At 69.1% G+C, this 14,833-nt stretch carries 13 protein-coding genes; 9 read left to right on the top strand and 4 right to left on the bottom strand.

Annotation, left to right across the window (positions count from 1 at the left end; genetic code table 11):
* Positions 1 to 275: 275 nt before the first annotated feature.
* Positions 276 to 1,598: a lysine 2,3-aminomutase gene (locus AB0F17_RS63965; RefSeq protein ID WP_358046642.1), complete on the bottom strand. Its 1,323-nt coding sequence runs from the start codon at positions 1,596 to 1,598 to the stop codon at positions 276 to 278.
* Positions 1,599 to 1,773: 175 nt separating this feature from the next.
* Here AB0F17_RS63965 and AB0F17_RS63960 point away from each other — a divergent pair, with 175 nt between their 5' ends.
* From AB0F17_RS63960 to AB0F17_RS63940, 5 genes are all read left to right on the top strand, one after another.
* On the top strand, positions 1,774 to 2,346 hold the full coding sequence (locus AB0F17_RS63960) for a DUF1707 domain-containing protein (RefSeq protein WP_358046639.1): 573 nt from the start codon (positions 1,774 to 1,776) through the stop codon (positions 2,344 to 2,346).
* A gap of 125 nt (positions 2,347 to 2,471) precedes the next feature.
* On the top strand, positions 2,472 to 3,497 hold the full coding sequence (plsX, locus tag AB0F17_RS63955; RefSeq protein ID WP_358046636.1) for a phosphate acyltransferase PlsX: 1,026 nt from the start codon (positions 2,472 to 2,474) through the stop codon (positions 3,495 to 3,497).
* 31 nt (positions 3,498 to 3,528) lie between these two features.
* A complete protein-coding gene (locus AB0F17_RS63950; protein ID WP_358046633.1) occupies positions 3,529 to 5,838 on the top strand; it encodes an HAD-IC family P-type ATPase in 2,310 nt (769 codons plus the stop codon).
* A complete protein-coding gene (gene argS / locus AB0F17_RS63945) occupies positions 5,835 to 7,562 on the top strand; it encodes an arginine--tRNA ligase (RefSeq protein ID WP_358046631.1) in 1,728 nt (575 codons plus the stop codon). Before AB0F17_RS63950 ends, argS begins: the two co-directional genes overlap by 4 nt.
* 93 nt (positions 7,563 to 7,655) lie before the next feature.
* Positions 7,656 to 8,999, top strand: coding sequence for a hypothetical protein (locus AB0F17_RS63940; protein ID WP_358046628.1), 1,344 nt, complete (start codon positions 7,656 to 7,658; stop codon positions 8,997 to 8,999).
* Here the strand turns inward: AB0F17_RS63940 and AB0F17_RS63935 are convergent.
* On the bottom strand, positions 8,996 to 9,376 hold the full coding sequence (locus tag AB0F17_RS63935; RefSeq protein ID WP_358046625.1) for a cell division protein SepF: 381 nt from the start codon (positions 9,374 to 9,376) through the stop codon (positions 8,996 to 8,998). The two genes, AB0F17_RS63940 and AB0F17_RS63935, sit on opposite strands and share 4 nt — an antisense overlap.
* Positions 9,377 to 9,540: 164 nt before the next feature.
* Between AB0F17_RS63935 and AB0F17_RS63930 the strand changes: the two genes are divergently transcribed.
* The gene (locus tag AB0F17_RS63930; protein ID WP_358046622.1) at positions 9,541 to 10,305 is read left to right on the top strand and encodes a PhzF family phenazine biosynthesis protein; all 765 of its coding nucleotides are present in this window, start codon (positions 9,541 to 9,543) and stop codon (positions 10,303 to 10,305) included.
* A 33-nt stretch (positions 10,306 to 10,338) separates the two neighbouring features.
* Here AB0F17_RS63930 and AB0F17_RS63925 read toward each other — a convergent pair whose 3' ends face one another.
* The gene (locus AB0F17_RS63925) at positions 10,339 to 10,818 is read right to left on the bottom strand and encodes a nucleoside deaminase (RefSeq protein WP_358046619.1); all 480 of its coding nucleotides are present in this window, start codon (positions 10,816 to 10,818) and stop codon (positions 10,339 to 10,341) included.
* Between the two features lie 126 nt (positions 10,819 to 10,944).
* Positions 10,945 to 11,373: a MerR family transcriptional regulator gene (locus AB0F17_RS63920; RefSeq protein WP_358046616.1), complete on the bottom strand. Its 429-nt coding sequence runs from the start codon at positions 11,371 to 11,373 to the stop codon at positions 10,945 to 10,947.
* A gap of 60 nt (positions 11,374 to 11,433) precedes the next feature.
* On the opposite strand from AB0F17_RS63920, the gene AB0F17_RS63915 reads away from it, so the two are divergent.
* The 3 genes from AB0F17_RS63915 to AB0F17_RS63905 all read left to right on the top strand — a co-directional run bounded on the left by AB0F17_RS63915 (position 11,434) and on the right by AB0F17_RS63905 (position 14,411).
* The gene (locus AB0F17_RS63915; protein ID WP_358046613.1) at positions 11,434 to 12,378 is read left to right on the top strand and encodes an NAD(P)/FAD-dependent oxidoreductase; all 945 of its coding nucleotides are present in this window, start codon (positions 11,434 to 11,436) and stop codon (positions 12,376 to 12,378) included.
* A 5-nt stretch (positions 12,379 to 12,383) separates the two neighbouring features.
* A complete protein-coding gene (locus AB0F17_RS63910; RefSeq protein ID WP_358046610.1) occupies positions 12,384 to 13,823 on the top strand; it encodes an MDR family MFS transporter in 1,440 nt (479 codons plus the stop codon).
* Positions 13,824 to 14,075: 252 nt separating this feature from the next.
* Positions 14,076 to 14,411: a hypothetical protein gene (locus tag AB0F17_RS63905; protein ID WP_358046608.1), complete on the top strand. Its 336-nt coding sequence runs from the start codon at positions 14,076 to 14,078 to the stop codon at positions 14,409 to 14,411.
* Positions 14,412 to 14,833: the final 422 nt, after the last annotated feature.

The raw sequence follows: 14,833 nt of genomic DNA, 5'->3' as shown, positions 1-14,833 counted from the left end.
GCTGAGCTACCGACGCAGTTGTATCACCGCCGCCGGCGGGACGCAGACTGCGGAAAGTCCGTGTCACACGGCCTTCCGGGCCCTGGTAGCGATCATGGACGAGGCGTCGAGTCGGGAGACAAATGGCGAAATAGCAGGGGCCTATTTCGGATATTCCGTTGACGTCACCCGCCTTCGGAAGGTGCACCCCAACGGCCCGTTGACAACGGCCGGGAAAACAATTGTCACGGGCCGGGGGCTCAATCTTTCCGCTTGCGGGACACGCGCTTGACCGCTCAGGCCGGCACGAGCATGTCCTCCACGGCGATCTCGAAGGGGAACCGATCGGCGAACGCCGGCCGCAGATCCGTCAGCCACCGGGCGGACGGGTCGTACTCGGCGAAGAACGGCCGGCCGACCAGAGAGGGGTCGCGGGACTGAATCAAGTGGAGCACGAACACCCGCTGACCGGCGATCTCCGTCACCCCGTCGATGCACACCTTTCCCGGAGTGGCCGACATGGAAGGCCCCCGGACGGTCCGGCAGAGCCCGGAGACCGTCGAGTAGGCGTCCCTGAATATCTCGTGCGCCCGCCCGAGCGGGACCGCGAAGTAGTCCTGCGGGCCGGTGTCGCGCTCGACGAACATGTAGTACGGGATCATCCCCATTGTGTGCTGCCGCCGCCACATGCTCGACCACACGGCGGGATCGTCGTTGATCGACCGGATCAACGGCGCCTGGGTCCTGATCGTCGCCCCGCTGCCGAGTATCCGCTTGACCGCCGACTCGACCAGTGGCGACTCCAGCTCGCGCGGGTGCGTGAAGTGGGCCATGAACGCCAGGTTCTTGCCCGCGTCCACGACCTGCTCGAACAGTTCGAGCGTGGCGTCGGCGTCGGGGTCGGACACGAACCGCTGCGGCCAGTAGGCCAGCGCCTTGGTGCCGATCCTGATCGACTCCAACTGCTCCAGGCCGATCAGCGGCTCGATATATCGCCTGATCACCGACTCGCCCATGATCATGGCGTCGCCACCAGTGATCAGCACACTGGTGACCGAGGGATTCTGGCGGATGTAGGAGACCATCTGCCCGATGTCGTCGGAGGCGAACTTCAGGTCCGCGTCCCCGACGAACTGTGCCCACCGGAAGCAGTAGGTGCAGTAGGCATGACAGGTTTGCCCCTGCTTGGGGAAGATGAGCACGGTCTCGGGATACTTGTGCTGCAGCCCCGGCACCGGCTCCTCGCCGATCCGGGGAACGTTGAGCTCCTTCTGCCCGGCCGGGTGCGGGTTGAGCTGCGCGCGCACCCGGTTGGCCTCGGCCTGGATCTCCACGTTGGGCGCCTCGGCCTTCAGCAGATCGGCCAGCCGGGCGACGTCCGTGGACGGAAGCATGTCCTCCTGGGGAAAGACGAGACGGTATATGGGATCGTCGGGCGCCGCCGACCAGTCGATGAGCTCGTCCACCACGTAGGCGTTCGTCCGAAAGGGCAGCACCGTGGCAACGGCGCGTACCCTCAGCCGCTGCTCATCGTCGAGCCCCGCACGCTGCAGGAGCTCGTCGAGGTGCTTGGACGTGTACGCCCGGAAGCGGCGCGTGCCCGCCTGGTTCAAGATCACTAGGCCTTTCCCATCTTTTTTGTTCGATCCGCTGTAAACCTCAGCCGCCTGTCATGCGTCTACGGTTCTTATACCCGGACGCTATGCACAGCGTCCCCGGTTCCCTTGGGCTCCAAGTTTTCCTTGAGGTTTGACCACTCGCGACATATCGCGATTGCGCATAGACTGACCAATCGTGACCTCAGATCCCGTCCTGCGCGCCTCCGACGCCGACCGTGACCGCGTGGCCGCGGTGCTCAGCGAGGCACTCGCCACCGGAATGCTCACCAGCCTCGAACACGCTGACCGCCTCGACGCCACCTACTCGGCCAAGACCGTCGGCGACCTGACTCCTATCACTCGTGATCTGCCCGACGTGGCGGCGCCAAACGTCGCGTCTCTCACCATCGAGCAGCAGACGATCGACTCGAAGTTCAGTAAGGTGATCAGAAAGGGCCGCTGGGTCGCCTCCCGCCACACCAGGCTCACGGCGAGGTTCGGCGCGCTGATCATCGACCTGTCGGAGGCCGTGCTGCCCGGCCGGGAGATCACCATCGAGGCCGACGCCCGCTTCAGCAAGCTGATTGTACTTGTGCCCGACAATGCCCAGGTGATCGACGAGGGCGGCTCCATGTTCGGCAAGCGCCACGTGACAGGCGGCGGCGCCCGCGAGGACGGCCCGCTCATCCGGGTCACCGGCCGGTCGATGTTCTCCAAGGTCATCGTGTCGCGCGAGGTCTCCGACTGGAACCTGCGCAGCGTCGGCTGAGCCGGGCCACCCGCCGACCGGCCCGGTGCGCAGCGTGCCTACGATGCGGACAGGGGGGCGACCGCATCGCGACCGCGTTCCGGCCACGCCACAGGAACGCACCGCGAGCCGTACGAGGTGACCTTTTGTCCGACACCAGGCCGATCGCGCTCGACGCCATGGGCGGCGACCACGCGCCACACGAGATCGTGGCAGGGGCCGTGCATGCCGTGCGGGAGCGCGGGCTGGCGGTGGTGCTCGTCGGCTCGCCCCGGGTGCTCTACGAGGCGCTCGCCGACCACGACGCGACCAAGGAGATCCCGATCGTCCGGGCCGAGGAGACGATCGCGATGGACGAGGGCGCGCTGGCCAGCCTGCGCCGTCCCCGCTCCAGCATCGCGATCGCCTGCCATCTGGTACGACGGGGCGACGTGTCGGCGGTGGTGTCCGCGGGCTCGACCGCCGGGATCGTGACCACGGGGCGGCTCCGTCTCAAGGCCCAGCAGGGCGTGCTCCGGCCGGCCATCGCCGTCGCTCTGCCCACGCTGCCCAAGCCCACCCTGCTGCTCGACGCGGGCGCGAACGCCGAGGTCAAGCCGGAAATGCTGGTGCAGTTCGCGCATCTGGGATCTGTCTACGCCGAGCTGGCCTACGAGATCGCCAAGCCGAAGGTCGGCCTGCTCACGATCGGCAGCGAGGCCGAGAAGGGGAACAAGATCGTCAAGCGGGCCCACGAGCTCCTGCAAGGCTCCCCCGGCCTCCACTTCGTCGGCAACGTCGAGGGCCACGACCTGCTGACCGGCGTCGCCGACGTGATCACCACCGACGGTTTCACCGGCAACGTCGCGCTGAAGACCATGGAAGGCGCGGTCCGCTACGCGTTCAGCGAGCTCCGGCAGACGATCGACGGCAGCAGGGCGTCCAGGCTGGGGGCGTTCCTGCAGCGGTCACGCCTGCGCGAGCTGCGCCGCCGCCTCGACGCCGAAGCCCACGGCGGCGCCGTACTGCTCGGACTGAACGGGACCGTGGTGATCGCGCACGGCTCGTCCAGAGCGGCCGGCATCAGCGCCGCCTGCCGGCTGGCCGCCGACCTGTCGGCGCAGGGCGTCGTCGCGCGCATCGGCGACAGAATCGCGGCCACACAACGCCCGCATCGGCTGAGAACCTCATAGTCTGTGGCAGATCCACAAAGCTGGGGGTTGTGTGGACGGCCTAACTTCGGCACAGGTCTCGGGGGCGAAGACCAATCATGTGCCGCGCCGATCGAGCAGGTCGTTCGGCGCGATCATCAGAGCCAACGTGTTCACGCTGTTCAATCTGGTCATCGGCCTGCTCTGGGCGCTGGTCCTGATCTTCGGCGCGTGGCAGGACGGGCTGTTCGGGCTGGTCATCGTGGCCAACTCGCTGATCGGCATCGTGCAGGAGTTACGGGCCAAGCGCACGCTCGACAAGCTCGCGGTGATCAACGAGTCGCCGGTCACGGTCCGCCGCGATGGGCGCGACCAGCAGCTCCAGCCGCGCCAGCTGGTGCTCGGCGACCTGATCCTGCTCGGGCCCGGTGACCGCCTGCTGGTCGACGGCGAGGTCGTCGAGTCCGACGGGCTGGAGATCGACGAATCGCTGCTGACCGGCGAGGAAGACCCGGTGCACAAGCGGCCGGGCGACGAGGTGCTGTCGGGCAGCTTCGCCGTCGCGGGCTCGGGCGCGTTCGTCGCGACCAAGGTCGGCACCGACGCCTACGCCGTACGGCTGGCGGAGGAGGCGAGCCGGTTTCACCTCGCGCGCTCGGAGCTACGTGACGGCGTCACGAACTTCATCAAGTACATCACCTGGCTCGTCATCCCGATCGGCGCGCTGCTGATCTACAGCCAGTTGCGGAACTCGACCGACTTCGGCACCGCCATCACCGGCGCGGTCGCCGGCATCGTCACCATGATCCCCGAGGGCCTGGTGCTGATGACCTCGATCGCCTTCGCCGTCGGCGTCGTACGGCTCGGCCGCCGCGACTGCCTGGTCCAGGAGCTGCCCGCGATCGAGGGCCTGGCCCGGGTGGACGTCCTCTGCCTCGACAAGACCGGCACGCTCACCGCCGGCGGCATGGACCTCGGCGAGGTGCTGCCCCTGCGCGACGACCAGCCGATCGACGACGCGCTCGCCGCCCTGGCCAACGTGGACCACCGGCCCAACGCCACGGCCAAGGCCATCCAGGCCCGCTACCGGTCGGCGGCCGACGGGTGGACGGCCGGCGAGGTCGTGCCGTTCTCCTCGGCGCGCAAGTGGAGCGGCGCCGACTTCGGCCCCCACGGGGTGTGGCTGCTCGGCGCCCCCGACGTCCTGCTCGACCGCACCGCCGACGGCTACGAGCGGGCCGCCGAACTGGCCTCGACCGGCACTCGGGTCCTGGCGCTATGCCGTACGGACAGCCTGCCGGCGGCGGTCGAAAAGGCGGCTTCCGCTACGGGAGGCGCCGAGGCCGTCGCGCTCGTCACGCTCAAGCAGCGCATCAGGCCCGACGCGCACGAGACCCTGCGTTACTTCGCCGAGCAGGGCGTCACGGTCAAGGTGCTCTCCGGCGACAATCCCGATGCCGTCGCCGCGATCGCCACCGGCCTGGAGATCCCGGACGGCCATCGCGCGATCGACGCCCGTAGCCTGCCGGAGAACGACCCCGACAAGCTGGCCGAGTTACTCGACACCCACACCGTGTTCGGCCGCGTCACCCCGCAACAGAAACGCGCCTTCGTCGGCGCGCTGCAGTCGCGCGGGCACACCGTCGCGATGACCGGCGACGGCGTCAACGACGTGCTCGCGCTGAAGGACGCCGACCTGGGCATCGCGATGGGCGCGGGGAGTCCCGCCACCAAGGCCGTCGCCCAGGTGGTGCTGCTCGACGACAGGTTCGCCTCGCTGCCGTACGTGGTGGGCGAGGGCCGCCGGGTGCTGGCCAACATCGAGCGGGTCTCGAACCTCTTCCTCACCAAGACGTTCTACGCGATCGCCCTCTCGCTGCTCACCGGGGTACTCGGGCTGATGTTCCCGTTCGCGCCGCGCCATTCCACGCTGGTGAACGCGCTGACCATCGGCATCCCGGCGTTCGTCCTGGCGCTCGCGCCGACGCTCGAACGGGCCAAGCCCGGGTTCGTCCCCCGTGTGCTGCGCTTCGCCGTACCCGCCGGGGTGCTCTGCGCGGCCGCGGTGTTCCTGTCGTTCTGGGCCGCGCACACCGGCACCTCCACCCTGACCGAGGATCGTACGTCGGGGGTGATCGCGCTCTTCCTCACCACGTGGTGGGTGCTCATCCTGATCACCAAGCCGCTCACCCTGGGGCGGCTGGCCATGATCGCCGCCATGGCCGGGCTGTTCGCGCTGTCCCTGGCGATCCCCTTCGTCCGCCATTTCTTCGCCCTCGAACCCGACGATCTCAGCAACGATCTGACCGCCGTCGGCATCTCCGTGGTGGCTTCAGCGGCGATCAGCGTGGCGGTCAAGCTCGCCGGTACCCTTAGACCATGACCGACCCGCAGATAGTGCTCACCGAGCGCGTCCAGCAGGCGCTGGCGCACGCGTTCGGCTCCGAGTACGCCGACGCAGATCCGCTGATCCGGCCCTCCCAGTTCGCCGACTTCCAGGCGAACGTCGCGCTGAGCCTGGCCAAGCGACTGCGACGCGGACCGCGGGAGGTCGCCGAGGCCATCAGGTCGGAGCTGGCCGATTTCCCCGGCACGGTCGAGGTCAGCGGTCCCGGCTTCCTCAACATCACGCTCGACGACTCGTGGATCGAGTCCGAGGCGGCCAGGATGCTCGACGACCCGCGCACGGGCGTCGGCTTCTCCACGCCGCCGCAGACCGTGGTGGTCGACTACTCCGCGCCCAACGCGGCCAAGGAGATGCACGTCGGCCACCTGCGCACCACGATCGTGGGCGACTCGCTGGCCCGCCTGCACGAGCACCTCGGCAACACCGTCGTCAGGCAGAACCACCTGGGCGACTGGGGCACGCCGTTCGGCATGCTCATCGAGCACCTGCTCGACATCGGCGAGGAGGCCGCGGTCGCGCAGCTCGAAGCCGGCATGGGCACCGAGTACTACCAGGCCGCCAGGGGCCAGTTCGACGGCGGCGAGGAGTTCAAGGTCCGCTCGCGCAAGCGGGTGACCATGCTCCAGTCGGGCGACCCGGAGACCCTCCGGCTCTGGCACGTCTTCATGGACGCCACGATCACCTACTTCAACAAGGTCTACGGCATACTCGGCGTCACGCTCACCGACGCCGACATCGCCGGCGAGAGCATGTACAACCCGCTGCTCGACAAGACCTGCCAGGACCTGGAGGCGGCCGGGGTCGCCGTGCTGAGCGAGGGCGCGCTCTGCGTCTTCCCGCCCGGCTTCACCGGCTCCGACGACAAGCCGCTCCCGCTGATCATCAGGAAGAGCGACGGCGGCTACGGCTACGCGTCCACCGACATGGCGGCGATCCGCTACCGGGTCGAGGACCTCAAGTCCGACCGCATGCTCTACGTGGTGGGCGCCGACCAGGCGCTGCACTTCCGCATGGTGTTCGCGGTGGCCGAGCTGGCCGGCTGGCTGCCCGACACGGTCTCTGCCGAGCATGTCCAGATCGGCATGATGCTGGGCAAGGACGGGCGCCGGTTCAAGACCCGGTCCGGCGAGTCCATCAAGCTGATGGACCTGCTGCAGGAGGCGGTCGACCGGGCCGCGGCGGCCATCGCCGACCGCGGCTACGACGAGGCCACGCGGGCCGAGATCGCGCAGGCCGTGGGCATAGGCGCGGTGAAATACGCCGACCTGGCGGTCAGCCACGACAGCGAATACGTCTTCGACTACGACCGCATGCTCGGGTTCAACGGCAACACCGGCCCCTACATGCAGTACGCGACGGCCCGGATCCGCTCGATCTTCCGCAAGGCGGGCGTGGCGTCGGCCGACGCGACCGACCGCATCGTGCTCGGCCAGCCCGCCGAGCGGGCCCTGGCCCTCCACCTGCTGGGCTTCGGCGCGCTGGTGGAGCAGGTCACGGCCCTGTCGGAGCCGCACCGGCTCTGCGCCTTCCTGTTCGAGACCGCCAGCCTCTTCAGTACGTTCTACGAGGAGTGCCCGGTGGCCAAGGCCGGAGTCGACGCCGAGACGAAGGCGCACCGGCTCGCTCTCTGCGCGCTGACCCTGCGGGTCCTGGAGACCGGGCTCGACCTGCTCGGGGTTCCGGTGCCCGAGCGCATGTAGCACGTAGCGGGCGCGCCTCCGCCTGGACGGCGCGCCCCCCGGCTAGGCTTTACGCGGTCATGAACTGAGGCCACTATGGGGGAGTTCTCTGCCTTGAGCACGGACCTGACTGCCGACCCCCAAACAGCGACCGAGCTGCACCGTTATGCCGAGGCGCTGCTGTCCCACCTCGCCGCCAACGGCACCGTGCCTCCGGCCCCGCCCGACTTTCCCGACAAACCGGGCTATTGGCTGCCGCCCGCCGTCGAGGCGCTGGTCGCGATACTCACCGGTGACGATCCGCTGGCGCCGCTGAGCAAGGCCGCCGGACGCGACCAGCAGCAGACCGCGCTCTTCCTGGCCCTGGCCCTGGCCGTCGCCGGTCACGGCAGCCGGATTCACGCCTCCTGGCTCGGCACCGCCTTCGGCGACCTGTCGCTCGACCAGCCGGTCACCCACGGTCAGCGCTCGCTCTGGCTGGCCGCGGCCAGGGGCGCCTATGGTCCCGCCGGGAAGATCTTCGTACTCCGCAAGCTCGACACGGTGGGCGTGCCCGAGCACGCGGACGCGGCGCAGTGGACGCAGGCGCTCCTCCCCGGCGAGCCGTCGGTGGTCGTACCCCCCTCGCTGCTCGACTTCCCCGAGATGGCGGAGATCCCCGAGCTGGCGAAGCCCGTTCAGGCCGCCGCGCGGCTCGCCCGGCTGCACGCCCGGTGCGCGGAGATCACCTCGGCGCGGCAGGCCGAGCACGACGCCTCCACCCCGCTCACCAACAGCTCCAGCAGTCCCGCCGCCACGTGGGAGGAGGACGAGCCCCTCGCCGTGCTCCGCTCGCTCATCGGCCTCGGCGGCCCCGCGGGGCCGATGGCCTCGCTGACCTCGCACCTCCTCGACGACCTGCGCCCCGGTGCCGATCCGCATCTGGCGGCGCTCGCCCTGCACGTGGCGGGTCCGATCCTGCGCGGCGTCGCGGAGGAGCTCGAATCCGACAGCAGTCTGGCGCCGCCCGCCACGGTGACGGTGTCACTGCTCGGCCACCGCGTCGAGCTGCACCCCGAGGGTCCCGAGGAGAGCTCGCTCGCGGCTGCCGAGCACGAGATCGTGGCCCAGGGGACCATGCGGAGACGGCCGCCATGGGAGGCCGTCGCGCTGATCGTGGCGGGGGTCGGTCTGCTCCTCGGCGCCCTGCTGGTGGACGGGCTGGGGGTGCCCGTACTCGCTGGTCCGGGGGTGGTGCTGCTCGGCCTGGCGGGCTGGCGACTCTGGCGGCGCCGCAAGGCCATCGAATCGGACGCCCGCTACGTGGCCACGCAGATCGCCGAGCTGAAAGAGCTGGCCGACGGCGCGGTCTGGGCGCTGCACGGGTACGCGCGAGAGGCGGTCACCCGAGCGGAGCAGGCCGCGGACGACTCAACCGAGCTCACCCGGCTGATCCGTCGCGGCCCGCGCGCGGCTTAGGAGCTCTCGATCTCCACGTGGGCCGGCGCAAGCAGGAACACCCGGTCGGCGATGCGCTCGATCCGCCCCTCACAGCCATAGGCAAGGCCGGCCGCGAAGTCGACCATCCTGGTCGCCTCCGGCATCGGCATGCCCGTCACATCCATGATCACCGTCTGGCCTTCACGGAAGTGCTGCCCGATCATCGGCGCGTCGTTATACTTGAGCGGCTGAACCATCACGATTCGTGACGAGTCGGCGGTCGAACGCCAGCGCCTCGCCGCCCGCTCCGTCGCCGGCATGTACTCCTCTTCGTACTGCTCGTCGTCGTAGCCATCGTCGTAGTGGTCGATACCGCCCAGGCCAAGGTAGCTCACCACCTTGCGCACTGCCCCCATCGGCTTGTCCTTTCCTCAGGAACTCACCGCAATCGGCTCGTCCCACTATTGGACGGTAACCGACGACGAGAAGTTCGCCATGCGACACGCCCACAACTAATTCCATTTTGTACGGCTAGCGTCCCGGTTTCACCTGGATATCTCTCCCCCGATAGCCTCGATACATGCGCGTGTTCACTGTAGATGCCTTCACCGACAGTTCTTTCCGGGGCAATCCAGCCGCCGTGTGCCTGCTGGAGTCCCCAGCTCCTGAGTCATGGATGCAGGCAGTGGCCACGGAGATGAACCTGTCGGAGACCGCCTTCCTGCTCGGCGATTCGCTCCGCTGGTTCACCCCCACGGTCGAGGTCTCCCTCTGCGGGCACGCCACGCTGGCCACCGCACATGTGCTCTATTCCACAGGTGCGGCCGGCGGTCAGCTCGAATTCAGTACGGCCGGCGGAACGCTCACCGTGAATCGCATGGCCGACGGCATGATCACGATGGATTTCCCGGCGAAGGAAGTGACGCCGGCAGCCGTTCCCGACGGGTTGGAAAAAGCGCTCGGAGCTGCACCGGTGCAGGTCGGGACGAGCAATCTCGACCTGGTGGTAGAGCTGGAATCGGAGGCGGCGATACGGTCACTCACGCCGGACATCGCAGCATTGGCCCAAGTGCGGGCCCGTGGCGTGATCGTCACGGCGAAGGGGTCGTCGGCCGACTTCGTGTCACGCTTCTTCGCCCCGAACGTGGGGGTGGCGGAAGATCCGGTGACCGGGTCGGCGCACTGCGCGCTGGCGCCCTACTGGGGGGAGCGGCTGGGGCTGCGCACCATGGTGGGCGCGCAGCTGTCGGCCCGGGGCGGGCTGGTGCACGTGCGGTTGGACGGGGACCGCGTTCACCTCTCGGGACGAGCGGTCACGGTGCTGTCGGGGGAACTCCACGTTTGAGGGGGCCTGCCGAGCCCGTACCGTACCGGCAGCTCAGGGAGCGCTGTGACGACGGCGGTGCAGCTCGCGCACCTGAGCCGCGAGCTCCGGCACCGGCCCCTCCACCACGGCGTCGGGCACGACCTGCCGGATGGGCAGCGTCCGCACCGGCGGCGCGGGAACTCCCAGCTCGGCGAGCCACCCGGCAAGCTGCTCCGACGAGCTCGCGTACACGATGCGCCCCAGCCCGACCCACCCGTGCGCGGCGGCGCACATCGGGCAGTGCTCCCCAGAGGTGTAGACCGTCGCGGCCGCCCGCTCGTCAACCGTCAAATGCGCCGCAGCCCAGCGAGCCAGCTCGAACTCCGGATGCCGGGTGTTGTCGCCGGAAGCCACATGGTTGTGGTCCTCGGCGAGCACGACCCCGTCAGCCGAAACGAGTACGGACCCGAACGGCTCATCCCCCACCTCCAACGCCTTCGTCGCCAACTCCACACATCGGCGCAGGTGCCGCAGGTCGGTTTCGGTCGTCACTGTGACTCTCCCCCAGCTCTGATCTTCGCGCTCCATGCTAGGGCCTCGGGATGTGGACCCTCTCGGCTGGCATGACGTCACACCCGAATCCGCGAGCGCCCATCGGACTCCGGCGCGGCCGGACGGTCAGATCACGCACTCGGCCTCGTCGAGGCTCTGCAGCCCGGCCGAGCGTTCCACCATGCGCCGGTAGTCGGGGCACTGGGTGAAGTCGTCCGCGCCGCACTCCATGAGGTGCTCGATCAGCTTCTTGGACGCCGATATCTCCGCGAGGCGTTGCTCCAGATCCGCGTGATGCCGCTGGAGGAGCGCCCGGCGCTCGGTCTGGCCGGTGACGTTGAGCACCTCCCGGATCTGGTCCAGGCTCATCCCGCCGCCCTTGGCGCGGATGATCGTCATGACCCGGATGACGTGGTCGCGCGTGTAGCGGCGGCGGCCGTTCACTCTGGCAGCCGGAGTCAGCAGACCCATCGCCTCCCAGTGGCGCAGCACGTGCGGCGCGAGATCGAACCGCTCGGCGAGCTCCCCGATGCGCATGGAATCGCTTGACTTCATGTTGACATTAACTTGCAGACTTGCCTCCGAGTCAAGCAACGACCGCTCTTGGAGGCAGACATGTTCGACGTTGTCATAGTCGGCGGCGGCCCGGCCGGTATGGCCGCCGCCCTGACCCTGGGCCGGAGCCACCGTCCGGTGCTCCTGCTCGATGCCGGGGAAGGCCGCAACGCCCCGGCGGAGTCCGTGCACAACTTCCTGACCCGGGACGGCACGCCGCCTTCCGAGTTGCGCAAGCTCGGCCGCGAGGAGCTGTCCGCCTATCCGGCCGTTCAGATCCGCGCCGAGACGGTGACCGGCGTCCGCGTTGTGGACGAGTGCAGCTTCCAACTGGATCTGTCCGACGGCGGTACGGCGAACTCGCGGCGGCTCCTGCTGGCCACCGGGCTGGTCGACGAGCTTCCGAGCCCGCGCGGGGTCGAAGCGCTGTGGGGCCGATCCGCCTTCCACTGCCCTTACTGCCACGGCTATGAGTGCACCGGGAAGCCGGTCGCGGTGATCGGCGCGGAACCCGCCCGGGTACGGCTGGCGCTGCAACTGAGCCGCTTCGCCGCCGACGTCGCGCTCTGCACCGGCGGCGAACCGCTCGACCCCGCGTCGCGGGCGAAGCTGGAGGCGAACGGCGTCACTGTTCGATGCGAAGCCATCGCCCGCCTGGAGGCGACGGGTGACCGGCTCGAGCAGATCGTGTTCGAGAGCGGCCGGCCGCTCGCCAGGGCCGCGGTGTTCGTCGTCAACGTGCCGCGCCAGCGCTCCGACCTGGCCCTCCGCCTCGGCTGCAGGTCCTTCGCCGATGGGTGCGTGGAGGTGAACGAGTTCGGCCAGACCAGCGTGCCCGGCGTGTACGCGGCGGGCGACATGGCGCGGCGGGCCACCGTACCGATGCCGCTGGCCGCGGTCATCGCCGCCGCGGCCAGCGGCACCGTCGCCGGCTCGGTCATCGATCAGGATCTGCTCTGTGCCGACTTCGACCTGCCCAATCCGCTCGCGCGGGCGAAGGGCTGAGGGTCGTGTCAGCAGAACTCACCCAGACCGCGTCCGACGCCCCGCCTTCGGCGAGCAACGTTCCGCTCGCCACGGCCGGGCTCCTGATCGGCATGCTGCTGTCGGTCCTGGACCAGACGGTAGTGGCCATCGCGCTGCCCGACATCGCCGCGGACCTGGGCGGCATGGACGCGATCGGCTGGATCATCACCTCCTACGTGCTGTCCTCGACCGCGACCGGCGCGCTCTACGGCCGTATCAGCGACCGGTTCGGCCGGCGCACGGTGTTCATCACCGCGGTCGCCGTCTTCGTCGCGGGCTCCGCGCTGTGCGGGGTGGCACAGACCATGCCCCAACTGGTGGCCGCCAGGACCCTGCAAGGCATCGGCGCCGGTGCCCTGTTCGTCCTGCCGACGATCTCCCTGTCAGAGCTGTATCCGCAGCGCCTGCGCAGCAGGGTCCAGGGCCTCACCGGCGGCGTCTTCGCCGTCGCCAGCGTGGGCGGCCCACTCGCCGGCGGCCTGATTACCGACACCGTGGGCTGGCGCTGGATCTTCTACATCAACCTGCCCCTCGGCCTGCTCAGCATGGCCCTCATCGCGTACGCGCTCCGGCTGCCCAAGTCAGGCGGGGGCGGCAAGGTCGACATCGCCGGGGCCGTACTGCTCGCGGGCACGACGGTCAGCCTGCTGCTGGTGGCCGAATGGGGCGGCCGCACCCACGCGTGGACCTCCGGCGTGATCCTCGTACTGACCGGGGCCTTCGCGGCGCTGCTGGCGCTGTTCGTATGGCGGCAACGGCGGGCGGCGAACCCATTGATCCCGCCACGGCTGTTCGCCAACCCCGCCCTGCGGGTGGTCCTGCCCGCCACCGCGTTACTCGGCGCGCTGCTCGGCGGCTCGATCGTCTACCTGCCCACGTATCTGCAAACCGCGTACGGCATGGGAGCCACCCAGGCCGGCCTCGCGCTCAATCCGTACGTCATCACGTTCATGGCGGTCTCCTCTCTGGCCGGTGCCCGCATCGGCGCCGGCGGCCGATTCAAGCCCTATCTGCTCGCCGGCTCGGCCGTCGTGGTGCTGGGATTCGCGCTGCTGAGCCGGCTCGATCCCGGCACCGTGTACGCCCTGCTCGCCGTGGAACTCGGCGTGCTGGGCGCCGGCTTCGGACTGCTGATGCAGAACCTGGTGGTCGTCGCGCAGAACGCGACCTCCCCTGCGGACCTGGCGGCCACCACCTCCGCGGTGGTGTCCATCCGCGGCCTCGGGCTTTCGCTCGGAGTGGCGGCCTTCGGAAACCTGCTCACCCGGGAACTTCAGGGCCGCGCCCCGGGCCCTCAGTCGACGGCCGCGGCCATTCCCGACGTCCTCGTCTGGGGTGTGCCGGCCGCCGTCGCCTTGGTGGCGCTGATGGCCCTACTGCCTCGAACGGTCAATCGTCCCGTACCAGGAAAGACAACGACGTGAGCAAACAGGACAGCGACGGTGTGCGGACCGTAGCGATCACGAAGTACGAGACCGTGCGCGCGCTGCTGACCGATCCCAGGCTCTCCAGCGCGCCCCCCGACGGACAGGCAGGTTTCGGCGGTCGGCACATGCTCAACACCAACCCACCCGATCACACCAGGCTCCGCAAACTGGCCCAGCAGGCTTTCACCGCACGGCGGGTGGAAGCACTCAGGCCCCGGATCCAGGAGATCACCGACGCTCTGATCGCCGATGATCGCCGCCGCCAACCGAGATCGGCGCGTCTTCGCCGAACCCCAGCGTCTCGTCTTCGACCGGACAGGGCCTTCTCATGTGGCGTTCGGGCACGGCATCCACCGCTGCCTCGGCGCTCCGCTGGGCAGCGCCGAGGCACAGATCGCCATCGGAACCATGCTCGTCCGGCTGCCCGATCTGCGACTGGATGGCGCGATTACCGACCTGAGCTGGAAATCGAGCGACTTCCTGCGCGGCTCCGGTTCACCGCCGGATAGTAAGTCGCGGGTGTGCCGACTGGGCTGGGCTTCGGTCGGTGGTGTCCCATCGAGGTGGATCAACGATCACCGTTAATATCTCCTGCCAGGACAAGCAGGGCAGAGGGGGCGGGGAATTACACCGCTCTACGGGACGTGGTCCTTCGGTCGGCACACCCGCCAAAACCGCAAGTTGTCGCCGTCCGCCCGCTGACCGCCCACCCGCTGACCGCGGGGCCGCCGCCTGAAGCGCAATGGCGCAGAGCGCGCTCATGACCGGCTCGATCCAGCAGCGCTGTACCCGGCTGCCATTGGGGTCCAGTTCGCCAAGGCCGTCGCAGCGATCTGCGCAGAGCCCTATCGCCGTCCCTCCAGCGGGCCGCCGTCAAAAGGTCCTGAAACGCAGAAAGGGCCCCACGCATATGCGTGGAGCCCTTCCCCAACCAAAGATTGTCCGGCGGTGACCTACTCTCCCACACCCTCCCGAGTGCAGTACCATCGGCGCTGAGAAGCTTAACT

Origin of the sequence: Nonomuraea sp. NPDC026600 (assembly GCF_040638335.1) — a bacterium.
Lineage (GTDB): Bacteria > Actinomycetota > Actinomycetes > Streptosporangiales > Streptosporangiaceae > Nonomuraea.
This window is presented reverse-complemented; position numbering and strand designations above follow the sequence as displayed.

What these genes read in the sequence shown, in the direction of transcription:
- AB0F17_RS63920 (WP_358046616.1), bottom strand. Translation starts at nt 11,373, where the DNA reads ATGAAGTCAAGCGATTCCATGCGCATCGGGGAGCTCGCCGAGCGGTTC.
- AB0F17_RS63915 (WP_358046613.1), top strand. Translation starts at nt 11,434, where the DNA reads ATGTTCGACGTTGTCATAGTCGGCGGCGGCCCGGCCGGTATGGCCGCC.
- AB0F17_RS63935 (WP_358046625.1), bottom strand. Translation starts at nt 9,376, where the DNA reads ATGGGGGCAGTGCGCAAGGTGGTGAGCTACCTTGGCCTGGGCGGTATC.
- AB0F17_RS63930 (WP_358046622.1), top strand. Translation starts at nt 9,541, where the DNA reads ATGCGCGTGTTCACTGTAGATGCCTTCACCGACAGTTCTTTCCGGGGC.
- AB0F17_RS63905 (WP_358046608.1), top strand. Translation starts at nt 14,076, where the DNA reads ATGATCGCCGCCGCCAACCGAGATCGGCGCGTCTTCGCCGAACCCCAG.
- argS (WP_358046631.1), top strand. Translation starts at nt 5,835, where the DNA reads ATGACCGACCCGCAGATAGTGCTCACCGAGCGCGTCCAGCAGGCGCTG.